At 66.7% G+C, this 22,167-nt stretch carries 20 protein-coding genes and 1 tRNA gene; 7 read left to right on the plus strand and 14 right to left on the minus strand.

Annotated features, from left to right (window positions below; all coding sequences use genetic code 11):
• Positions 1-228 precede the first annotated feature (228 nt).
• The 10 genes from MHZ91_RS27640 to MHZ91_RS27685 all read right to left on the minus strand — a co-directional run bounded on the left by MHZ91_RS27640 (position 229) and on the right by MHZ91_RS27685 (position 10,560).
• A complete protein-coding gene (locus tag MHZ91_RS27640) occupies positions 229-1,359 on the minus strand; it encodes a M20 family metallopeptidase (RefSeq protein WP_175186070.1) in 1,131 nt (376 codons plus the stop codon).
• A gap of 33 nt (positions 1,360-1,392) precedes the next feature.
• Positions 1,393-2,298, minus strand: a complete 906-nt coding sequence (locus MHZ91_RS27645; RefSeq protein WP_239216529.1) for a S9 family peptidase — start codon at positions 2,296-2,298, stop codon at positions 1,393-1,395.
• Positions 2,298-3,308, minus strand: coding sequence for an ABC transporter ATP-binding protein (locus MHZ91_RS27650; RefSeq protein ID WP_175125109.1), 1,011 nt, complete (start codon positions 3,306-3,308; stop codon positions 2,298-2,300). Before MHZ91_RS27650 ends, MHZ91_RS27645 begins: the two co-directional genes overlap by 1 nt.
• A 3-nt stretch (positions 3,309-3,311) precedes the next feature.
• Positions 3,312-4,289 carry an ABC transporter ATP-binding protein gene (locus MHZ91_RS27655; protein WP_175125110.1) on the minus strand — a complete coding sequence of 326 codons (978 nt, stop codon included), beginning with the start codon at positions 4,287-4,289 and terminating at the stop codon, positions 3,312-3,314.
• Entirely contained in the window at positions 4,286-5,206 is a 921-nt protein-coding gene (locus MHZ91_RS27660; protein WP_105237134.1) for an ABC transporter permease, read from the minus strand. Before MHZ91_RS27660 ends, MHZ91_RS27655 begins: the two co-directional genes overlap by 4 nt.
• Positions 5,207-5,212: 6 nt before the next feature.
• On the minus strand, positions 5,213-6,190 hold the full coding sequence (locus tag MHZ91_RS27665) for an ABC transporter permease (protein WP_056564864.1): 978 nt from the start codon (positions 6,188-6,190) through the stop codon (positions 5,213-5,215).
• A gap of 58 nt (positions 6,191-6,248) precedes the next feature.
• The gene (locus tag MHZ91_RS27670) at positions 6,249-7,232 is read right to left on the minus strand and encodes a succinylglutamate desuccinylase/aspartoacylase family protein (protein ID WP_239216530.1); all 984 of its coding nucleotides are present in this window, start codon (positions 7,230-7,232) and stop codon (positions 6,249-6,251) included.
• 133 nt (positions 7,233-7,365) lie between these two features.
• Positions 7,366-8,979, minus strand: a complete 1,614-nt coding sequence (locus tag MHZ91_RS27675; protein WP_175186066.1) for an ABC transporter substrate-binding protein — start codon at positions 8,977-8,979, stop codon at positions 7,366-7,368.
• Between the two features lie 376 nt (positions 8,980-9,355).
• Complete coding sequence (locus tag MHZ91_RS27680) at positions 9,356-9,589, minus strand: hypothetical protein (RefSeq protein WP_008161006.1); 234 nt, start codon at positions 9,587-9,589, stop codon at positions 9,356-9,358.
• Positions 9,590-9,711: 122 nt separating this feature from the next.
• On the minus strand, positions 9,712-10,560 hold the full coding sequence (locus MHZ91_RS27685) for an NAD(P)H-hydrate dehydratase (RefSeq protein WP_239216531.1): 849 nt from the start codon (positions 10,558-10,560) through the stop codon (positions 9,712-9,714).
• Positions 10,561-10,679: 119 nt separating this feature from the next.
• Here MHZ91_RS27685 and MHZ91_RS27690 point away from each other — a divergent pair, with 119 nt between their 5' ends.
• Positions 10,680-11,513, plus strand: coding sequence for an enoyl-CoA hydratase/isomerase family protein (locus MHZ91_RS27690; protein WP_175125116.1), 834 nt, complete (start codon positions 10,680-10,682; stop codon positions 11,511-11,513).
• A gap of 4 nt (positions 11,514-11,517) precedes the next feature.
• On the opposite strand, the gene MHZ91_RS27695 is transcribed toward MHZ91_RS27690, so the two are convergent.
• Positions 11,518-12,255, minus strand: a complete 738-nt coding sequence (locus tag MHZ91_RS27695) for an enoyl-CoA hydratase-related protein (RefSeq protein ID WP_105237138.1) — start codon at positions 12,253-12,255, stop codon at positions 11,518-11,520.
• Positions 12,252-13,223, minus strand: a complete 972-nt coding sequence (locus MHZ91_RS27700) for a nitronate monooxygenase family protein (RefSeq protein ID WP_175139457.1) — start codon at positions 13,221-13,223, stop codon at positions 12,252-12,254. Before MHZ91_RS27700 ends, MHZ91_RS27695 begins: the two co-directional genes overlap by 4 nt.
• 154 nt (positions 13,224-13,377) lie before the next feature.
• On the opposite strand from MHZ91_RS27700, the gene MHZ91_RS27705 reads away from it, so the two are divergent.
• From MHZ91_RS27705 to MHZ91_RS27720, 4 genes are all read left to right on the plus strand, one after another.
• Entirely contained in the window at positions 13,378-14,001 is a 624-nt protein-coding gene (locus MHZ91_RS27705; RefSeq protein ID WP_175139456.1) for a TetR/AcrR family transcriptional regulator, read from the plus strand.
• A gap of 53 nt (positions 14,002-14,054) precedes the next feature.
• Positions 14,055-15,203 carry an acyl-CoA dehydrogenase family protein gene (locus MHZ91_RS27710; RefSeq protein WP_175139455.1) on the plus strand — a complete coding sequence of 383 codons (1,149 nt, stop codon included), beginning with the start codon at positions 14,055-14,057 and terminating at the stop codon, positions 15,201-15,203.
• 177 nt (positions 15,204-15,380) lie between these two features.
• Entirely contained in the window at positions 15,381-16,610 is a 1,230-nt protein-coding gene (locus MHZ91_RS27715) for a CaiB/BaiF CoA-transferase family protein (RefSeq protein ID WP_105237142.1), read from the plus strand.
• Positions 16,611-16,699: 89 nt separating this feature from the next.
• Positions 16,700-18,226 carry a 3-hydroxyacyl-CoA dehydrogenase gene (locus MHZ91_RS27720; RefSeq protein WP_239216532.1) on the plus strand — a complete coding sequence of 509 codons (1,527 nt, stop codon included), beginning with the start codon at positions 16,700-16,702 and terminating at the stop codon, positions 18,224-18,226.
• A gap of 112 nt (positions 18,227-18,338) precedes the next feature.
• Here the strand turns inward: MHZ91_RS27720 and MHZ91_RS27725 are convergent, their stop codons facing one another.
• Positions 18,339-19,250, minus strand: a complete 912-nt coding sequence (locus MHZ91_RS27725; RefSeq protein WP_239216534.1) for a cytochrome c5 family protein — start codon at positions 19,248-19,250, stop codon at positions 18,339-18,341.
• Positions 19,251-19,481: 231 nt separating this feature from the next.
• Here MHZ91_RS27725 and MHZ91_RS27730 point away from each other — a divergent pair.
• Together MHZ91_RS27730 and MHZ91_RS27735 are read left to right on the plus strand one after the other, a co-directional pair.
• Positions 19,482-19,556 (plus strand) — tRNA-Arg (locus MHZ91_RS27730).
• A 252-nt stretch (positions 19,557-19,808) separates the two neighbouring features.
• Entirely contained in the window at positions 19,809-20,720 is a 912-nt protein-coding gene (locus MHZ91_RS27735; protein ID WP_239216536.1) for a LysR family transcriptional regulator, read from the plus strand.
• Positions 20,721-20,750: 30 nt separating this feature from the next.
• On the opposite strand, the gene MHZ91_RS27740 is transcribed toward MHZ91_RS27735, so the two are convergent.
• Positions 20,751-21,218: a Rid family hydrolase gene (locus MHZ91_RS27740; protein ID WP_175139451.1), complete on the minus strand. Its 468-nt coding sequence runs from the start codon at positions 21,216-21,218 to the stop codon at positions 20,751-20,753.
• Positions 21,219-22,167 lie beyond the last annotated feature (949 nt).

Below are 22,167 nucleotides of genomic sequence, written 5' to 3' on the forward strand. Positions count from 1 at the left end.
GGGCGTCGATAAGCCCGAGGGAATCGGAAGGCAGTCGCCGGAGGCGACAACGACGATGACGACGGGGCAGTCCGGAGCGAAGGCTCCGGACCGCAATCGTGGCCCCGCGCACCCCGGGCCGCCACCGTGCCGGACGTCTTAAGAACTCAACCACCCGCCCGCCCGCCACCGTGCCGGACGCCTCAAGAACTCAGCTCTTCGCGCAACAAAACGCGAAAAACCAAACCCTTAAGCCAAATCCCGCAGCAGCAATTCCCAAAACTTCAACCGCTGCTCCAACGTAGACACCAGCACATACTCATTCAACGTATGCGCGCCATCTCCATCAGCTCCCAACCCATCCAGCGTCGGAATACCCATTGCCGACGTGAAGTTGGCATCGCTGCCGCCACCCGTCATCGGCGCATCTTCAAGCAAGAAGCCCGCGCGATCCGCAAACCCCTGCACCAAGGCCAGCAACGCAGCCGCCGCCTCCGTCTTCACCATCGGCGGACGGTTCAGTTCTACGTCGATGTCCAGTTCAACGTCCGGACCCACTGCGCACAGTTCACGCATCCGGCGCAGCACGTCTTCCGCGGCGCCCATGTCAGGCACCCGGAAATCCACCACGCAGCGGCACAGCGCCGGAACCGTGTTCGTGACCGTACCGCCCGCGATGGTCCCCACGCTCACCGTGATCCCACGGTCGTAGTCCGTCATCGCTTCCAGCGCCAGCACCTGGTGCGCCATCTCGCGGATTGCGCTGCGGCCCTTCTCGTGTTGCATGCCTGCGTGGGCCGGGCGGCCCTTCACGTTCAGATTCAGCATGCCCGTCCCCTTGCGTGCCGTCACGCACTTGCCGCCGTTGGGGCGGGCCGGTTCGCACACCAGCGCGTACTTGGCATTGGCGGCGAAGCGTTCGATATGCGCGCGCGAGGCGTGGCTGCCCGTTTCTTCGTCCGGCACCACCAGGAAATCCACCGGCAGTTGCGTCGCACCCGGACGCGCCACGCCGGCCAGCGCCGTCAGCGCCAGATAGATGCCCGCCTTCATGTCATAGCTGCCCGGGCCGTAGAGACGGTCGCCGTCGATGCGCACCGGGTTTTCCAGCAGCGTGCCCACCGGATGCACTGTATCCATGTGCGCCAGGATCAGGATGCCCGGACGCGTATCGCCCGGCGCGCGGTTGGTCGCGTACAGCAGCGGGCCCGTCGTGGGCCCCAGCGACGACAGCTCCACCGTCAGGCCGGCCGCAGCCGCGTAGTCGGCGATGATGCGCGCCATCGCGGCGATGCCTTCCGGGAAGTTCGACGGCGACTCGCATTGCAGCCAGCTTTGAATGCCGGCGACGATCTGTTCAGTGCTCTGGGTGTTGGACATGGCGGTATCGGATTTCAGCAATGGAAAAGGGATTCAGGCGACCTGTTGGCCGGCCAGGCGGGCCAGTTCGGCGTCGTCGGGCATCTTGCCATCGAACCACAGGCTCGCGCACACGGCAGACATCGCGCGGCCGTCGTGGCCGATGCCCGGCACTACCTGCAGCTTCCAGCCAAACGGCACGCCGCGGCGCTCGGCCTCTTTGCGGCCGAATTCGAAGTAGTTCTGCGCGCGGGCAAAGCGGTGCGGGCCCTGGCGCATTGCCGCGGGCTCGGACGGCAGGTTGGGATCGTTGGTCTCGATGTCCTTGTCGCCCGCCAGGATCGTCATCGGGTAGGCCAGCAGCTTCACCAGATGGTCCTCGGTCAGCCCCACGCCGTCCATGCCCTCGGGATAGGGATAGTCGAACGTCGGCAGCGTGTACCAGCCCGGATTGCCCGCCGTCACCGCCTTGAAGGGCGCGTGCGGCTGGCTGCTCATCAGGCGGTGGACGAACTGGCCGCCCGCGCTGTGGCCGAACAGGTAGACGTTCTGCCCGTCGGTGATCTCGCCGACGATCATGTCCTTGATGACGTTGCCCACCAGCGCATACGTCCAGCCATCGATGTGGCGCGGATTGCCGCCGGCCGAAAACACGCGGCCGTTGTTGTAGCTTTCAACGCCCGGCCAGATTTCGTTCGAGAACGTCAGCGCCACGATCAGCAGCTTGTGCTTGTCGGCGGCTTCGACCCAGAAATCGCGGTATTCGTCGCCGTTGCGCAGCACGCCGTGCTGCACGATCACCACCGGGCGGTCCGGCGTGTAGCCGTAGGGGCGATAGGTCTGCAGCTTGAACGGACGGTCGTAGTTGCGGTCCTCGTCCACGTACAGGATCGCGTTGCGGCCCGCATGGCCCATTTCGATGGCGATGCGGTCCACGTTGGACATATCGGAAGGTTTCATCAGGCGCTCGCTTCGTTCAGGTGGCAGGCCGACCAGTGGCCCGCCGAGATTTCTTTCAGGGCCGGCGCCACTTCACGGCAGCGCGGCATCGCGTGGGGACAGCGGGGGTTGAACGTGCAGCCGGACGGCGGATTCAGCGGCGACGGAATCTCGCCCTTGATCGGCGTGAATTTGCGGCCGCGGCGCGCCACGTCCGGCACTTCGGCCATCAGCGCCTGCGTGTACGGATGATTGGCGCGGGCAAAGATTTCGGCCGACGTCGAGATCTCCACGATCTTACCCAGATACATGATCGCGACGCGGTCCGAGATGTGCTTGACCACGCCCAGGTCATGGCTGATGAACAGGTACGTGAAACCGTGCTGTTCGCGCAGGTCCATGAACAGGTTGATCACCTGCGCCTGGATCGACACGTCCAGCGCCGCCACCGGTTCATCACAGACCAGGAACTTGGGCGCCACCATCAGCGCGCGGGCGATGCCGATGCGCTGGCGTTGACCGCCCGAGATCTGGTGCGGGAAGCGGTCGCGGTATTCGGTGGCCAGACCCACTTCCGTGAGCGCCTGGTCGACGCGGGCGGGGATCTCCGCCGGGGGTGCCAGCTTGTGCACCTTCAGCGATTCGCCCAGGATCTGCCGCAGCCGCTGGCGCGGGTTCAGCGAGGCCTGCGGATCCTGGAAGATCATCTGCACGCCCAGCGTGTACGCCAGCTTGTCGGCGCCGCGCAGGCGGTTGGCGTCCAGGCCCTGGTACAGCAGCTCGCCTTCGGTCTGGCGATGCAGGCCGGCCACGACGCGTCCCAGCGTGGACTTGCCGCAACCGGACTCGCCCACCAGGCCCACGACTTCGCCGCGCTTGATGGACAGGTCCACGCCGTTCACCGCGTACACGGTGCGGCGGTCGATGGGGCGGCCGGTCAGGGCGAGAATGCGTTGGGCCAGGTCAGGCCGCTGCTCGAAGCGCTTGTGGACGTTCTTGAGCTCGATGACGGGGGTATCGGCTTGGCTCATTGCTTACTGTGCCTCGCGGGCAATCGGCACGTAACAGCGATAGCTGCGCGAACCTTCGGTGGTGACGGAGGGGGCCTGCTCGGTGCAGCGCGTGACCGCGTTGACGCAGCGCGGCCGGAACGCACAGCCCGACGGACGGCCCGCCAGGCTGGGCGCCATGCCGTTGATCTGGTGCAGGCGCGCGCCCGGCTGCGTGGCGCCGGGCATCGAGTCCAGAAGGCCCTTGGTATAGGGGTGGCGCGGAGCATCCAGCACCTGTTCGACCGGACCGCTTTCCACGATACGGCCGGCATACATCACGGCCACGCGGTCCGCCAGCTCGGCCACCACGCCCAGGTCGTGGGTAATCCAGATCAGCGCCGTGTTGTGCTCGCGGCAGATCTGCTGCATGCGGTACAGGATCTGGCCCTGGATGGTCACGTCCAGCGCGGTCGTGGGTTCGTCGCAGATGATCAGGTCGGGTTTGTTCAGCATCGCAATCGCGATCGCCACGCGCTGACGCATGCCGCCCGAGAATTCGTGCGGATAGCTCTTCAGGCGCTTTTCCGGCGACGGAATGCCGACCATGGCCAGCGCCTCGCGGCAGCGTTCCTCGGCCTGGGCGCGCGGCACGTCCTCGTGCGTCAGAATGGCTTCCATCATCTGCTCGCCGATGCGCAGCACCGGGTTCAGCGTCATCAGCGGGTCCTGGAAGATCATGGCGATGCGGTTGCCGCGCAACTGGCGCATCTGCTCTTCAGACAGCTTGCGCAGGTCCGTGCCCTTGAACTTCACTTCGCCGTCGACGACTTCGCCCGGCGGGTCGATGAGGCCCAGCAGCGAAAAGCCTGTGACCGACTTGCCCGAACCGGACTCGCCCACCAGGCCCACGATCTCGCCACGGCGCACGGTCAGGTCGACACCGTCGACCGCCAGCCACGCGCCGGCCTCGGTATGGAATGCAGTGCGCAGGCCGCGCACATCAAGAAGAATGTCGCTCATGCTCGACGAGGATCCAGGCTTTCGCGCAGGCGGTCACCCACGATGTTGATGGAGAGGATGAGAACCAGGAGCGCAATGCCCGGGAACAGGCTGATCCAGTAGTCGCCCGACAGCAGGTACTGGAAGCCGTTGGAGATCAAGAGGCCCAGCGACGGTTCGGTGATCGGCACGCCCACGCCCAGGAACGACAGCGTCGCTTCCAGCGCGATCGCGGTCGCGATCTGGATGGTGGCGAACACCATCACCGGACCCAGGCAGTTGGGCAACAGGTGAAAGAGCATGATGCGCCACGCCGGAAAGCCCAGGTTGGCCGCGGCCTCGACGTATTCCTTGCGGCGTTCCTGCAGGGCGCGGCTGCGCATGATCCGCGCGTAGTGGCCCCATTGCACAAGGACAAGCGCCAGGATCACCTTGTCGACCCCCCGGCCCAGCACCACCAGCAGCACCAGCGCCACCAGAATGGTCGGAAAGCCCAGGATGAAGTCGACGATGCGCATCAGCACGGTGTCGACCCAGCCGCCGATGTAGGCGGCCACCAGGCCGATCGCGCCGCCGATGGCGGTTGCCAGCACGACGGCGGACAGGCCCACCATCAGGCTGATGCGCAGGCCATACAGGATGGCGCTGAGCATGTCGCGGCCCTGGTCGTCGGTGCCCAGCCAGGCGATGCTGCCGTCCATCAGCGCCTGGCGCGGGGCCAGGCGTCCGTCCATGAGCGACAGATTGGCCAGATCGTACGGATTCTGCGGCGCGAAGAACGGCGCGAAGACCACCAGGATGATCAGGACGGCCAGCGCGATGACCGAGCCGCGCACCGTGGGGCGCGCATGCAGTTTTTTCAGGATGGCGGCGCGCCGGGGCGTCTCGGCCAGAGGCTGGACGGTGCGGGTGCGGCCGGGATTGGGAGAGTTAGCCATGGCGGTTCAATGAGCGGGGGCCACGAGCTGCACGCGCGGGTCGAGCGCGGCGTACAGGATGTCCACAACCAGGTTGATGATGACGAAGATCAGCGTGACCAGCATCACGTAGGCGACGACGACGGGGCGGTCGAGCTGATAGACGCTGTCGATCAGCAGCTTGCCCATGCCGGGCCATGCGAACACGGTCTCGGTGATGGTCGAGTAGGCGATCAGCGTGCCGAACTCCATGCCGATCACCGTGACCACCGGGATCAGGATGTTGCGCAGGATGTGGCGGCGCACGATGCGGCCGGGTTTGACGCCCTTGGCGCGCGCGAACTTCACGTAGTCCTGGCTGCGGGCTTCCACCACGCCGGAGGCCGTCAGGCGCAGCACCAGGGCGATGTTGGCCAGCGCCAGGTTGATGGCGGGCATGATCAGGTGCGACCAGCCGTCGGCGGTCAGGATGGACAGGCGCACGCCCAGCACGGTCACCGTGTCGCCGCGGCCGGTGGCGGGCAGCCAGCCCAGCCAGACGGCGAACAGCAGGATCAGCATCATGCCCTGCCAGAAGTTCGGCAGCGAAAAGCCCAGCACGGACGAGGCCATGATGCCGCGGCCCACGTACTCATCGCGGTACAGGCCCGCAACCAGGCCCAGCGGAATGCCGATCACACAGGTCAGCATGATCGCGACGATCACGAGCTCGAACGTGGCGGGAATGCGCTGCACGATCAGTTCGATCGCCGGGATGCCGTGCACGAACGAGGTGCCCAGATCGCCGTGCAGCGCGCGCCACAGGAAGCCTGTGTACTGCTGCCAGACGGGCAGGTCCAGGCCGAGGCGGGCGATCATCGCCTCGCGCGCGGCCTGGCTGGCTTCGGGGCTGACCAGCAGCTCGATCGGGTCGCCCACGGCATACACCGCGAAGAAGACCACGACCGACACGGCCAGCAGCACGAACAGACTCTGTATCAGTCTGCGTAGGATGAACAAGGCCACGAGATGATTTCCTTGGTGGGCTCAGGGTTGGGGAAAAGCCGGGGGTGAAAGGCTGTTGCTAGGCGATCGGCTGCGCCAGGCGCACGACGGTGACGCCGGGCCGCAGGTTGGCGGTGGACGGCATGATGAGCACGCAGTTGTCGTACGGGGTGGTGACGGGCTCGCCTTCCGACCAGCCGATGACGGTGCCCGCCTTGGGCAGCATCTCCAGGCCCTTCCAGGCCTCGGCGAAACGGAAGTCGGCGCTCTTGGCGGCGATAGCGTGCGTGACGCGCAGCGCGCGCTGCAGCGGCGCGCCGGGCGCGAACCAGGCGGCGGGGATGTCGCTGCGGTCCACCGTGCCGGCCTGCACCAGAAAGCGCGCCATCTGGTCGGCGGCCACGCCGCGCGCCTCGGGGGCGCCATGGAAACCGCATTCAATCAGCAGGGACCGCGTGCCGTTGTCGCCGGCTTCGCCGAAACGGCCGAAATCGCGCATGCGCACGCCGGCAGCGTGGCCCGCGTCGGCAATGATGGTGGCGGGATTGCCCAAAGCCAGCGCCAGATCGATGTTGCGCTGTTCCAGGCCGGTCAGCTGCAGCGGCACGTCGGAATTGCTCATCGAATGGAAGTCGAGCAGCCAGTCCGCCTGTTCCACCCACGGCCGGAGCTCGGCGGCGCGGCGGCGCTCTTGGGAGATCGGCGCGGACAGCTTGTCCTCGCTCCAGACGCGGTTCATGTCTTCGTCCACGAAGCGCGCGGGGGCGTAATTGCGGGCGTCGAAGCGGTCGAAGGCCGCCAGGTTACAGAACGCCAGCGTCAGCGTGCCGCGGCGCGGGCGCAGGCCGGCGGCAAGCAGGTCCTTCAGCGCCCAGGCGCCGCACAGTTCGTTGCCGTGGATCAGCGCGCTCAGCATCACCCGCCTGCCGGGCGCGCCGGAATCGAAATGCCAGACGCCGGGCGTGTCGGTGTTGCCCACGCGCTCGGCCGACAGGTCCGGACAGGCCAACAGGAAAGGACGGGGGGCAGGGGCGGACGAAGACGGGGGCAAAGACGTGGGCATGGCGGTTCCGATGAAGCGAGACGATTGTAGGGGATGGGGCGGGGGGCTCGGGCAAAGCGGGGCGCATTTGCGCCGCCACAAGGCAAAACGGCTGCACGAGGCAGCCGTTTCTTCTTTACTCAGCCCTGCCGGCTCACTTGGCGTCGGGCTTGACCGAGGTGGCCAGGGTGTACTGGTCGCGGCGGCCTTCGTACGAAATGCCCTTGCGGTATGCCCAGATGCTGCTTTCGAAGTGCAGCGGGATCAGCGGCACGTTGTCCAGGGCGATCTGGGTGGATTCCTGCAGCAGCTTTTCGCGCTTGGCGGGGTCAACCGTCACGATGGCCTGCTTGTAGACCTTGTCGAAGTCGGCGTTCGAGAAGCCGCCGTAGTTGCTGGTGCCCAGGCTGACGGGCGAATCCAGCGTGGCGACCCACAACTGGAACAGCGCCGACGCTTCACCCGTTTCCGCCGGCCAGCCGCCCATCGAGAAGCTGAACTCGCGCTTGGCGCGCTTGGGGAAGTAGATGGAGGCGGTCATCGCGTCCACGTTGGTCTTGATGCCGACGCGCGACAGGTACTGGGCCACGGCTTGGGCGACCTGGCCGTCGTTGACGTAACGATCGTTGGTGGACGACAGCGTCAGTTCAAAGCCGTTCGGGTAGCCGGCTTCGGCCAGCAGCTTCTTGGCGCCTTCGGGGTCGTACTTGATTTCCGGGGCCTTGGGCAGCGCGCCGAACATGCCGTCGGGCATGAACTGGAAGGCCGGGGTCGCCATGCCGTCCATGATGCGGGCGGTGATGGTCTTGCGGTCGATGGCCATGTTGATGGCCTTGCGCACGCGCAGGTCCTGCAGCGGGTTCTTGCCGTCGGCGCTCTTGACAAACGGGCTGGGGTTGCGGCCCACGTCCGGCTGGAAGAACACCAGGCGGGTGGACGGCGTGGCCACGAAGCCGAACTTCGGGTTGTCCTTCAGGCGCGGCAGGTCACGCGCGGCGGGGTTTTCGATCATGTCGAAGTCGCCGGACAAAAGGCCGGTCAGGCGCGGGCCGGCGGACGGCACCGGCACGAACTTCACTTCCTTCCAGTGCGGCTTTTCGCCCCAGTAGTTCTCGTTGCGGACGAGTTCGATGCCGGTGCCCTTGACGTAGGACTTCAGCATGTAGGGGCCGGTGCCGATGGCGTCCTTGCCGTTGTTGAAGTCGACGACCGTGGGCCAGGCGCCCGTCACGCCGCAACCCTTCTTGGGGTCATACGTGAGCTTGCCGTGCTCGACGATGCCGTTCCAGATGATCGGCAGCGAGCGGGCCAGTTCGGCCGGCATCAGGGGGAAGGGTTCGCCCGTCTTGATGATGACGGTGTGCGCGTCCGGCGTCTGGACGTCGGTGATGCGCTTGGTCATGTCCATGTAGGACTGCGACACGTTGGTTTCGTTGTTCAGCGTCCGGCAGATCGTGAACAGCACGTCTTCGGACGTGAACGGCTTGCCGTTCGAGAACTTGACGTCGTCGCGCAGCTTGAATTCCCAGGTCAGGTCGTCCAGGTTCTTCCAGGAAGTCGCAAGCTGGGGAACCAGCTTCATGTCGGCGCTGCGGCCCACCAGCGAGTTGTAGACGTGCGCGGAGAACGCGTCGTTCTGCGTCATCTTGTGATAGTGGGGGTCCGCCGAGGTCGGTTCGGCCGACAGGCCGATCTTCAGCGTCTGGGCTTGGGCGGCTGCCAGGGGAATGGCGGCGGCCACAAGGGCCAGGGTGGTGCGCAACTTCATGGTGACAACTCCGGATGGGGAACGAACCGGATCGTGCAGGCGGCCACGCGCGCCAGGGGACGACTGCGTCGGCCAGGGGGCTTGCGGGGAAATGTCGCCAGGGCACGACGGCAAGGGGCCGATTATCGGTAGGGGGTTCGCGCGCTGTCAATGCGCAGCGGCAATCGGGGCGCTAGGGAAAACGCCGAGAGGGGAAGGGAGAGAGGGCGTCGCGCGGTCCCTCTTGGGACCTCTCGCGACGCGATGGCGCCGGTGAGGGGACGGGCGCCGAAACGTTGCGGCGGGCGCCTGGGGAGGGCCAGGCGGGCGCGGCAACGGCAGCGCGCCAGGCTGAGTCGCGGGAGATTGGTCGCGATTCAGCCTGGCGCGGCTGTTATTACCACTGCGATCCGGAGAAGCGCGAGCTGGCGGCGCGAGCCTTGTTCATCGATTCGTTCACTTCGTCGATGAAGGCAAAGACGGCGGCTACAGCGGCTGCTACGGATTGGCCAGCCTTCTTCAGGCTGGTCAGCGGGTGAGAATTCGGTTGGTTTTCGAGAGCGCCGCGGAGCAGGTCACGCTCCAGCGCGTCGGTCAGGCGGGCAGTGTTGTTCAGGGTCAGTTCGCTCATGGTTTGGCTCCAGTCCGTTTCGTCATGGGGTAAACCATTATAGGGATAACCCTAGGCCAATAGCAATCTCATTTTAGGGGAAAACCCTAGTATGTTGTAAAAATGTTTTGTCGGGCTTGGACTTAGCGCGCGTTGCGCAGGGTGCGGGCGGCGTCGGCCAGCTCGCCGGCCGTCAGGCCGATGGGGCCGACACCCTGGGCGACGAGCGCATCGGCGGCGGCGCCATGCAGCCAGACGGCGCCGAGCACGGCCTGGTCCAGCAGCAGCTTCTGGGCGATCAGCGCGCCCAGCATGCCGGCCAATACGTCCCCGGTTCCGGCGGTGGCAAGGCCCGGGTTGCCCGTGGTGTTGATGTGCAGGCCGCCGTCCGGGGCGCACACCACGGTGCCGGCGCCCTTGAGCACCACCCACGCCTGAAAGCGCTGCGCCAGTTGCCGGGCGGCGGCGGGGCGGTCGCGCTGGATGGTGTCCGTGCCGACGCCCAGCAAACGGGCGGCTTCCGCCGGGTGCGGGGTCAGCACGACGGGGCCCGCGCCCCAGGTTGGCCGGATTTCGCCGCGGGCGAGCAGATTCAGGCCGTCGGCGTCCAGGACCAGCGGCGCGTGCCGCCGCAGGACGAACAGTTCCGACAGGGCGTTGGCGGCCAGCGCGCCCGTGCCGATCCCGCAGCCGGCGACCCAGGCGGTCACGCCCCAGTCTTCTTCCAGCAGCGAACGGAAGTCGCGCAGCATCAGTTCGGGTTGCAGCGGGTCGCAGGGCAGCGGCAGCGTTTCCTGCACGAAACCCACCAGCACCTTGCCGGCGCCGGTCTTCAGGGCAGCGCGGGCGGCGAGCAGGGCTGCGCCGGTCATGCCGGGACCGCCGCCCACCACGCCCACGGTGCCGAAGCTGCCTTTGTGCGAGTCGTCCGCGCGGGGTGCGAACAGGGCGGGCAACGCGGCGCGGTCAATGGGGACGGCGGGGGTGTTCATGGGGTGAGGCTCCGGAGGGAAATCGTCTTGGCGGGTCGGCCGTATCCACTATAGTGCGCAAAAACGCGGCCGCCTTGGGGCGGGGTGCGAACAACCAAAGACCAGACCCGGAGCAGACAATGACCGACATCACGCTGGAACACTATTCGGCCTACGAATCCCTGAAGCTGCGCCGCCATCCTGGCGGCGTGCTGGAACTGATCATGGGCGCCAAGGGCGGCGTGCCGGGCAAGCTTTCCACGGCCGACGACCGGATGCACCGGGAACTGGCCGACATCTGGCGCGACATCGACACCGATCCGGACACGCGGGTCGTGGTGATCCGCGGCGAGGGCAAGGGCTTCTCGGGGGGCGGCGACCTGGATCTGGTGCAGCAGATGGCGGACGACTTCGACGTGCGCACCCGCGTCTGGCGCGAGGCGCGCGACCTGGTCTACAACATCATCAATTGCAGCAAGCCCATCGTGTCGGCCATGCACGGCGCGGCGGTGGGGGCGGGGCTGGTGGCCGGCCTCCTGGCAGACATCTCGATCGCGGCGCGCGACGCCCGCATCATCGACGGCCACACCCGGCTTGGCGTCACGGCGGGCGACCACGCCGCCATCGTCTGGCCGCTGCTGTGCGGCATGGCCAAGGCCAAGTACTACCTCATGCTGTGCGAGACGGTGTCTGGCGAGGAAGCCGAACGAATCGGCCTCGTGTCGCTCTGCGTGGACGAGGCCGAGCTGATCGGCAAGGCGTTCGAAGTGGCCAACAAGCTGGCGGCCGGGTCGCAGACGGCGATCCGCTGGACCAAATATTCGCTGAACAACTGGCTGCGCATGGCCGGACCGACTTTCGACACGTCGCTGGCGCTGGAATTCATGGGTTTTGGCGGCCCGGACGTGCGCGAGGGCATCAATTCCCTGCGTGAACGCCGGGCGCCGAACTTCCGGCCCGATTCGCCCTTCTGACGCGCTATTTCTTGAAGAACTTCGCGAACGCCGCCTGCGCCTCTTCGGTCTGCAGGCGGGCGCGGAACTGCTGGGCTTCGTAGTCCAGCGTCTCCTGGATGGCCTGCCGGTCCGCCCGCTTCATCATGGCCTTGGTCAGGCGCAGCGCGGCCGGGGGCTGGCGCGCCAGGTCCGCTGCGGTGGCTTGGGCCGCAGCCAGCGCCTCGCCTTTGGGTGTGACGGACGTGGCCAGGCCGGCGTCCACCGCCTCCTGCGCCGAAAAAGCTTTGCCCTGCATCAGCCACTGCGCTGCCCGGCGGCCCACCAGGCGCGGCATAAGCAGGCTGGACGCGCCTTCCGGACACAGCCCCAGGGCGACAAACGGCATGCGCAGGGTCGCGCCTTCCCCGATGTGGACAAAATCGCAGTGCTGCAGCAGCGTCACGCCGATGCCGATGGCGTAACCCTCGACCGCGGCGATGACGGGTACGTCGGCCGTGGTCAGCGCGCGCAGGAACGTCAGCCCGGCGCTGTCGCCCGCCCCGCGTTCGGCCTGGAAGTCGCGCAGGTCGTTGCCCGCCGTGAAATGTTCGCCCGCGCCCGTCAGGATGACCGCCGAGACCGCCACGTCCGCGCTGGCGAGCGAAATCTGCTCGGTCAGGGCGGCATAGGTGGCGGTGTCCAGCGCGTTGCGGCGGTCCTGGCGGTCGATTGTCAGCGTGAGGACGGCGCCGTCGCGCGCCACCTTCAGGCCGGCGCTCATGCGTGCGGTCCCGTGGCCAGGCGGGCCTTTGCCTCGGCGTATTCATGCCGCAGCGTGTCGACGATCTTGCGGGTCGGCTCGACGCTTGCGATGCCGCCCACGCCCTGGCCGGCGCCCCAGATGTCCTTCCAGGGCTTGACGCGGGTCGTGCCGAAATTGGATGCGCCGCTGTCCGGGGCGGGCAGGTTGGCCGGATCCAGGCCAGCGGCCGCGATGCTGGCCTTCAGATAGTTGCCCGGAATGCCGGTGAAGAACGGCGTGTACAGAATGTCCGAGGCGCTGGCCTCGACGATCGCGGCCTTGTAGCCGTCGCTGGCGTTCGCTTCCTCGCTGGCGATGAAGCGCGTGCCCATATAGGCGAAGTCCGCGCCCATGGCCTGCGCGGCCAGGACGTGCGCGCCCGAGGTGATGGCGCCCGACAGGATCAGGGGGCCGTCATAGAAGCGGCGCACTTCAGAGATCAGCGCGAAGGGGCTGAGCGTGCCGGCATGGCCGCCCGCGCCCGCGCACACCAGGATCAGCCCGTCCACGCCCGCTTCCAGCGCCTTTTCCGCGTGCCGGATCGTCGTCACGTCATGGAAGACCTTGCCGCCCCAGTCGTGCACGCCCTTCACCAGGTCGCCGGGGGCCCGCAGGCTGGTGATGATGAGCGGCACGCGGTGGCTGGCGCACACCGCCAGGTCCTGTTCCAGCCGGTCGTTGGACTGGTGGATGATCTGGTTGACGGCAAACGGCGCGACGCGGGCGCCGGGATTGGCCTCGCGGTAGGACGCCAGACCGGCCTGGACTTCGTCCAGCCAGTCGGTCAGAAGCGTCTGCGGGCGCGCATTCAGCGCGGGAAACGACCCCACGATGCCGCTCGTGCACTGCGCGATAACCAACTTGGGATTGGACACGATGAACATCGGGGCACTGATGACCGGCAAGGACATCTGGCCATACAAATCAGTCACGAGGGGATGGGGCATGGGGCGTCGTCTCGTTGTAGGTTTTGGAGTATATTAATTACCTACCGACCGTCCGGTAATTAATTAATCTTTATTTAACGGCATGCGCGGAATGGCTGTCAATTGCGGTTCGCCAGAACCCTCCGGCCTCGCGCGGCCCCTGCCAAAGGCGTCCATGGGCATCACCCCCCAACCCATTCAGAAACGTGCCCGTGCGGGCCGGCCACCCACCCTGGCCGCCCCGCGCGAACGCATTCTGGAAGAAGCCGCCAAGCTGTTCGCGCGCAGCGGCTACGACGGCAGCTCCATTGCCGACCTGGCCGGCGCAATCGGCGTGTCCAAGGCGGCCATCTATCACTACTACCCCACCAAGCAGGACATCTACGACGCCATCATCCTCGAGGTGCTGGAGGGCCTGACCCACACCGTCGGCCGCGACGTGGCCGGCGCCGAGGGCGGCGTGGCCCGCCTGCGCGCTTTCATGGTGGGACATGCCCGGTACTTCGAGCAGCACCACGCCCAGTTCGTGACGATGCTGATCGGGTATTCCGGCATGGCGCTGTCCGAACGCGAAGATGCCGCCCGCCTGCGCGACAGCTACGAGAAGCAGCTGCGCGACGTGATCGCGCAGGGCGTGGCCGAAGGCGCATTCCGTGTGCTGGACGTGGCCGCCACCGGCCGCGCCGTGCTGTCGATGCTGAACTGGATGGTGCGCTGGTACAAGCCCGGCCAGGGCGACAGCGCCGAATCCATCGCCGACGGCTATTTCGATCTGCTGGTGGGCGGCATGCGCGCCTGAACCGGCCGCCACCCCCCGTTCCTGACCCATATCCGCTTATAGAGACCTCCATCATGGCCCTCGACACCGAAACCCTGAACCTCCTGATCGACGCCGTCCGCCGCTTCGTCCACGAACGCCTGATTCCCGCCGAGGACGAACTGGCCGCCAGCGGCGAAGTGCCGCCGGACATCGTCAACGAAATGCGCGACCTGGGCCTGTTCGGTCTGTCGATCTCGCCGGACTACGGCGGCCTGGGCCTGACGATGGAAGAAGAGGTCCGCGTTGTGTTCGAACTGGGCCAGACCTCGCCCGCCTTCCGCTCGCTGGCAGGCACCAACATCGGCATCGGCTCGCAGGCCATCGTCCTGGCCGGCACCGACGAGCAGCGCGCCAATTACCTGCCCAAGCTGGCCAGCGGCGAGCTCATCGGCTCCTTTGCGCTGACCGAGCCCGATGCCGGTTCCGACGCCATGTCGCTGCGCGTGTCCGCCGAGCGCGACGGCGACTTCTACGTGCTGAACGGCACCAAGCGCTACATCACCAACGCGCCCATCGCCGGCCTGTTCTCGGTCATGGCGCGTACCGCGCCCGAGCGCCGCGCCAATTCGATCTCGTGCTTTCTGGTCGAAGCGGGCACGCCGGGCCTCATCATCGGCAAGCCGGACAAGAAGATGGGCCAGGCCGGCGCGCTGACCAGCGACGTCGTGTTCGACAACTGCCGCGTCCCGGCCAGCGCGCTGCTGGGCGGCGAAGAAGGCAACGGCTTCCGGACCTCCATGCGCGTGCTGGACAAGGGACGCCTGCACATTTCCGCGCTGTGCGTGGGCATTGCCGACCGCCTGTTGCGCGACGCCGTGCAGTACGCCACCGAGCGCAAGCAGTTCGGCCAGCCCATCGCCGAGTTCCAGCTCATCCAGGCGATGATCGCCGACAGCCAGGCCGAGCTGTATGCGGCCCGCTGCATGGTGCTGGACGCCGCCCGCATGCGCGACCGCGGCGAGAACACCACCATGCAGGCCGCCTGCTGCAAGCTCTTCTCCACCGAAATGGTGGGCCGCGTCGCCGACCGCGCGGTGCAGATCCACGGCGGTGCGGGCTACATGTCCGAATACGCGGTGGAACGCTTCTACCGCGACGTGCGCCTGTTCCGCATCTTCGAAGGCACCTCGCAGATCCAGCAGCTGGTCATCGCGCGCGAGACCATCAAGGCGCATTCCTGATCTTTCCGTCGCCAGACGTCCGGCCAACGCGTTCCAGAGGCTAATATCCAGTCTGACGAATGTTGATCGGAAGGCGGCCCCCGCGGGCCGCCTTCTGGCATGACGGAATCCCAGTCCGCCCGGCGCTTCTCCGCGGGGCCGGAAGTTCTCATTTCCCTTCTAGCGAAAAGATTACCGATGTCGCAACGTCCCGCTCCCCTCACCGGCATACGCGTGCTGGATCTGACCCGTGTGCTGGCGGGTCCCTGGTGCACCCAGAACCTGGCCGACCTTGGCGCCGAGGTGATCAAGATCGAACGGCCCGGCTCGGGCGACGATACGCGCGCCTGGGGCCCCCCGTACCTGAAGGACGAAGCGGGCCACGACACCACCGAGGCCGCGTACTACCTGTCGGCCAACCGCAACAAGATGTCGGTGGCGCTGGACATCGCGTCGCCGCGCGGCGCGGAGCTGGTGCGCGAGCTGGCGCTGCAAAGCGACATCCTGGTTGAAAACTTCAAGGTGGGCGGCCTTTCCAAGTACGGCCTGGACTACGAGAGCCTGAAGGAACTGAACCCGCGCCTGATCTATTGCTCGATCACGGGCTTCGGCCAGACCGGCCCGTACGCCAGCCGTCCCGGCTATGACTTCATGATCCAGGGCATGGGCGGCCTGATGAGCATCACGGGCGAACGCGACGACCTGCCCGGCGGCGGTCCGCAGAAGGCCGGCGTGGCCGTGGCCGACCTGATGACGGGCATGTATTCCACCGTGGGCATCCTGGCCGCGCTGCACGAGCGCGCCCGCAGCGGCCTGGGCCAGCACATCGATATGGCCCTGCTGGACTGCCAGGTCGCCATGATGGCCAACCAGAACCTGAACTTCATGACCTCCGGCGTGGCCCCGCGCCGCGCCGGCAACGCGCACCAGAACCTGGTTCCCTACCAGGTGTTCGCGGCCAGCGATGGTCACCTCATCGTGGCCGTGGGCAACGACAGCCAGTTCCGCAACTACTGCGGCGCGATCGGCCTGCCCGAGCTGTCGGCCGACCCGCGTTTCGCCACCAACCCGCAACGCGTGAAGAACCGCGAGGAACTCGTGCCCCTCTTGGCCGAGCGCATGGCCACCGGCGAGCGCGACCACTGGCTTGCCGCGCTGGAAGGCGTGGGCGTGCCGGCTGGGCCCATCAACACGCTGGACCAGGTTTACGAAGACCCGCACGTCCTGGCCCGCAACATGAAGCGCGAGCTGCCGCATCCGGCTGCCGGCACCGTGCCCGTGGCCGCCAGCCCGCTGAAGTTTTCCGGCAGCCCGGTCGAGTACCGCCGCGCGCCGCCCATGCTGGGCGAGCACACCGAGCAGGTCCTGTCCGAAAAGCTGGGACTGTCGGCCGAAGAAATCCAGGCGCTGGCGCAGAGCCGGGCCTGATGCGCGCGCGAAGGCGGCCAGTCCGCCTGTCGCGCACGCCGCGCCGCGCCAGGCGCACGATCCATTCCAATACAGGCAGGAGAGAGTTGATGACGGAGATTCAAACCATCGGCGTCGTGGGCGCCGGGGCCATGGGGCGCGGCATCGCGCAGATCGCGGCGCAGGCCGGCCTGCGCGTGCGTCTGTACGACACCAGTTCGGAGGCCATTGCGGCCGCGCGCGAATCCTTGCGCCAGACCTGGGAAAAGCTGGCCCAGAAGGGCAAGCTGACCGCCGCCGACGCACAAGCCGCGCTCGAGCGCGTCGAATCGGCCACCGCGCTGACCGACATGTCGAACTGCCAGCTCGTGGTCGAAGCCATCGTCGAGCGGCTGGACGTCAAGCGTGATCTTTTCGCCGCGCTGGAAGGCGTGGTGTCCGAGGACTGCATCCTGGCGTCCAACACCTCGTCGCTGTCCATCACGGCGATTGCGGCCGCCTGCAAGCGTCCGCAACGCGTGGCCGGCTATCACTTCTTCAATCCCGTTGCGCTGATGAAGGTGGTCGAGGTCATCGACGGCCTGCGCAGCGCGCCGGAAGTGGGCGACGTCCTGGCCGAGCTGGCCCGCCGCATGGGTCACACGCCCGTGCGCGCCAAGGACATGCCCGGTTTCATCGTCAACCACGCCGGCCGCGGCATGAATACCGAAGGCCTGCGCGTCGCGCAGGAGGCTGTGGCCACCTTCGCCCAGGTCGACGCCGTGATGCGCGAGCAGGCGGGCTTTCGCATGGGACCGTTCGAACTGCTGGACCTGACCGCGCTCGACGTCTCGCATCCGGTGATGGAATCCATCTACCGCCAGTTCTTTGACGAGCCGCGCTTTCGCCCGTCGCCGATCACGACCGTGCGCCTGGCGGGCGGGCTGATCGGCCGCAAGGCGGGGGAGGGCTTCTACGTCTACGCCGACGGCCAGAAGCAGGTGCCGGCCGAAGCGGCTGCGCCCGCGCTGCCCGAGGGCCTGAAGGTCTGGGTCAGCCCCAAGCACGGCGAAGGCTACGCCCGCGCGTCCGCGCTGGTTGAAAAGCTGGGCGGCACGCTGGTCACGGGATCGACGCCGGATGCCGATGCGCTGATTATCGTCACGCCGTTCGGTGAAGACGTGTCCACCAGCGTCTCCGCGCAAGGCCTGAACGCGGGCCGCACGGTTGGCCTGGACACGCTGTATGCGTTCGATAACGCGAAGCGCCGCACGATCATGGTCTCGCCCGCCACCGAGGACAAGTGGCGTGATGCCGCCCATGCACTGCTGGCCGCCGACGGCGTGCCCGTCACGGTGATCGAGGATTCTCCCGGCTTCATCGCGCAACGTATCGTGGCGCACATCGTGAACATCGCCTGCGATATCGCGCAGCAGAAGATCGCCACGCCCGAGGACATCGACCTGGCCGTGACGCTGGGGCTGGGTTACCCGGTAGGCCCGCTGGCTTTGGGCGACAAGCTGGGCGCCGATCGCATTCTGGAAATCCTGAAGAGCATGCAGCGCGTGACGGGCGACACCCGTTACCGTCCCAGCCTGTGGCTGCAGCGCCGCGTGCAGTTGGGCATGTCGCTGGTGAAGACGTCGGCGGCGGACTGATCGCTGGGTGGCGAGGTGTCTGACACCGTTGCCACGCGAAGCCGGGTCACCGGATAAAAAAAGCCCCTTGAAGATTCAAGGGGCTTTTTATCGCCTGCGATGCGGGCGGGTATTACTTGGCGGCGTTCACCATGAACTCCACGGCGGCGCGGATGTCGTCTTCCGAGGCGTTGGCTGCGCCGCCCTTGGGAGGCATTGCGCCCTTGCCCGTCATGGCGACCTTGACCATCGCGTCCATGCCGGTCTTGATGTAGGGCTCCCAGGCCGCCTTGTCGCCGAACTTGGGCGCGTTGGCCACGCCCGTGGCGTGGCACGCGAAACAGGCCGTCTTGTAGAGCTGTTCGCCCGCCGGGTTGACGGCGGCGGCCTTTTGCTCGGGGGCGGGAGCGGCAGCAGCAGGAGCGGCGGCAGGAGCAGCGGCGGCGGGCGCGGCAGCAGCGGGAGCCGCCGGCGCCGGTGCAGCGGCTTGCGCAGCCGGTGCGGCTTCGCCTTCCTTCTTGGCGCCGTCTTCAGCGGGGGCTGCCGGTTCCGGCAGCGAGGCGCCGGACTTGTTGGCCATGTAGACCACGGCGCGCGCGACTTCGTAGTCGGACAGGGCCGGGTTGCCGCCCTTGGCGGGCATGCCGCCCTTGCCGTGCAGCGCGACCTTCATCATCTCGTCGTAGCCAGCCTTGATGAACGGTGCCCACGCGGCGTTGTCGCCCAGCTTGGGTGCGCCCGCCACGCCAGCGGTGTGACAGGCCGTACAGACGCTGGCGAAGACCTGTTCGCCGGTCTTGAAGACCTTGGGCGCGTTGGCGTCAACGAGTTCGAATCCCGCAACGGGCGCGATCCGCCGTGCGACGGCCTCGCCGGACAAAGCGTCCGAGCCGGCGCCGGTCTTGGTGCCGGTGACCACCATGTTCACCAGAAGGATGATGATGGCGATGGGAACCACGAAAGCCAGGACGATCGTGACGATCAGTTGCTTCGGGGTCTTGATGGGGGAGGAGTGCTCTTCTATGTGTTCCTGCTCGTTGCTCATGACCTAATCCTGCTAACGGGTACCGGGGGCGCCTGGCGGCGGCAACAGAAAATCAGAACTGCACAAGTCGGCGGCAACTCATGCCCGCCTGCAAGCAAACGCTGGATTATATAACGGTGTCATGGACGATCGTCCAATGAGAAAGGACGGGTTTTCGATGAGTTTGCCGGAGGATTTGATCCAGTTCATGCAGAACGCGTAAAACTGGGTACAATACCGCCTCCTTGCGCTGCGCCCGTAGTTCAATGGATAGAATGAGAGTTTCCGAAGCTCTTGATACAGGTTCGATTCCTGTCGGGCGCGCCAACTGATTAAAGCAGTGCGTTGTTCCGGGCCCTTCATGGGCCCATTTTTGTTTTCGCCGATACTGCGGGCGAAAGCCCGTGGACAAAATCGCGCGGGGCACCATCGCGAAGACAATCGCAAGGAGCCATCGGGAGGGCAAATCGCGAGGGCAGGATCACCGACGATTCCCGATAATCCGCCGCGAAAGAGCATCCGCCAATCATCGTGCCGTCCAAACCCGCTAAAACTCAGACGCACTCCGATCGCCTTTCCATGGGACAGCGCGACGCGGCGCAACAGTTGTCATGGGATGACCTGCGCATCATCAAGACGCTGAGCGACTGCGGCAATCGGTCGATCGCTGCCGAAAAGCTCGGCATCAATGCATCCACCGTCTCGCGCCGCGTGGCGCACGCCGAAGCCGCGCTGGGCGTCGCGTTGTTCGACCGGCGGCACGCGGGCTACAAGCTGACGCCTGAGGGCACGGAGCTGCGCGCACTGAGCGAGCGCGTCGAACTCGATGTCGTCAGCGTGGCCCGACGCATTTCCGGCGCCGCGCACGATCCGCAGGGCACGCTGCGCGTCGCCACCAGCGATTCGCTTCTGCTGTATTTCCTGACGCCCATCATTGCTGAATTCAGAGCGGCGCATCCCTCATTGACCGTCGAGGTGCTGGTCGGCAACGGCACACTGGATCTGGCGCGGGACGAATCCGACGTCGCGCTCAGGGCGACGCGGCGCCCGCCCGAGAGCTGGGTGGGACGCAGGCTGGCAGGCATCGCGTGGGCGCCCTACGGGGCCGCGCAGCAATTTCGCCGCAAGATACCCGCCGCCGAACGCCTTTACGAGCTGGATTGGGTGTCGTACGCGGGCGGGCTGTCCGGGCTCAAGGCCGCGCATTACCTTGAAAGCCGTGTGGCGCCATCCCGCATTGCCTACCGGTCGGACTCGGTTGCGGCAGTAAGCGCGGGTATCTCGGCCGGCCTGGGCATGGGCTACCTGCCCTGCATGCTGGGCGACGCGATGGCCGATGTGGTGCGCGTCGGTCCCGTCGTGCCCGAGCTTCAGGATGAGCTTTGGCTGCTCACCCATCCTGACATCCGCGGATCCCGGCGCGTCCAGGCTTTCATGCGCTTTTGCGCCGCGGCCGTGGCCAAGCAGAAGGCGTTGATCGAGGGCCGCTAGGCCCTTTTCCCGCCAAGCAGCAGTGTCCGGTCAGCCGGCAGCCTTGGGACGCAGGATGGCCTTGCAAGCGATCTCGATCAACTGCGCAGGCATCGCCAGACGCGACACGCCGATCAGGTTGCTGGCCACTTGCGGACGGTCGGTGCCGTACGCGGCCTTGCGCACCTTGCCCGCCGCTGCAAAGGCGGCATCCACATCCAGCACATACAGCGTTTCTTCGACGACGTTATCCAGCGTGGCGCCGAATTTGCCCAGCAACACCGCCAGGTTCTCGTAGGTGGCGCGCATCTGCGCTTCCATCGTGGAGAAGTCGCGCGGCTTGCCTTGGTCGTCCAGTTCGGCCGGCGCGATCAGGTTGCCGTCCTGGTCGTGGTTGAGCTGGCCCGACACATAGATTTCGTTGCCCACCTGCACCGCCTGCGCATACCCATAGGCGTCTTCCCACGGCACGCCCCAGTAGGCGGTTTTCTTGTCGAGCGGGTTCGCTTGCGTTGTCATCGTTTTCTCCTTGGGGATATGGGAAAGAAGGTGGGTGATCAGAAGGCTCCAGCGTAACCGTGGCACGAAGTTCCGGGAGCGCATTACTGCGCTTTCAAGATGCAAATTTGCACTTTGATTGCCGTCGGCATGAATACGCCCTTGCCGCCGATAACGTCCCAGCGGGCTGGCACGTTATCGAATCCAGCGCAACTGAGACTCGTCGGATTCCCAAGCGGACGTTGATCCTGATAGGCGGGGCGCGCCATCGGAGTAAACGTACTCTGGGTGCGGCCGCGGACCTTGAACACAATCGATCACACCGACGCGATGGGCTTTGACGATCAGCTGAGCTGAACGAAAAGAAGCCACGCATGAATCAACACCCAGGATGATCGATTGATGCTCGTGGATTCCCGCGCGGCGCTGCGCCGCGCAGATTCAATGCTGTTTCTCAATGCCAGAACCACCGCGACCAAGCTCTGCTTTGGTCTGTTGCTGTTATCCGTGAACATGTCGCACCAGCCCGATGCCTGGGGTGCGATCGTGGGAGTGTCGGGGGCCGGCGGCGTCGGCGGCGCATCCAATGGAGGCCGCGGCGGCGATGGTGGCAACGGAGATACCGCCCTGGACCTGACGACCTCATACACGACGGTCGGCGACGTCGAGGGCGGGGCCGGCGGCGGCGGCGGGGGGGCGGCCGCGGGCGTGCGGCGGGGGGGAGCTCAGGCCCACCCCGGCGGTCGATGTGGGTGTGGTGTGGGGTGGGGTTGGGGGGGGTGCGCCCGGCCGGGGGCCCCATGGGGGCCCCGCGCGGACAAAACATGTGGCCTCCCCCCCCCGGGGCCCCAAACCGCCGGCGGCCCCGTCGCGGCCCCCCTAACCCCCCGCCCCCCCCGCGCGGGCCCCCCACCCCCCCCCCGCCCTGCTTTTCGGTCATGCCCATGCCGATCAGCGCGCTGCGCTTGGC

It is taken from the genome of Achromobacter sp. ACRQX, assembly GCF_022346505.1.
GTDB classification, from domain to species: domain Bacteria; phylum Pseudomonadota; class Gammaproteobacteria; order Burkholderiales; family Burkholderiaceae_B; genus Achromobacter; species Achromobacter animicus.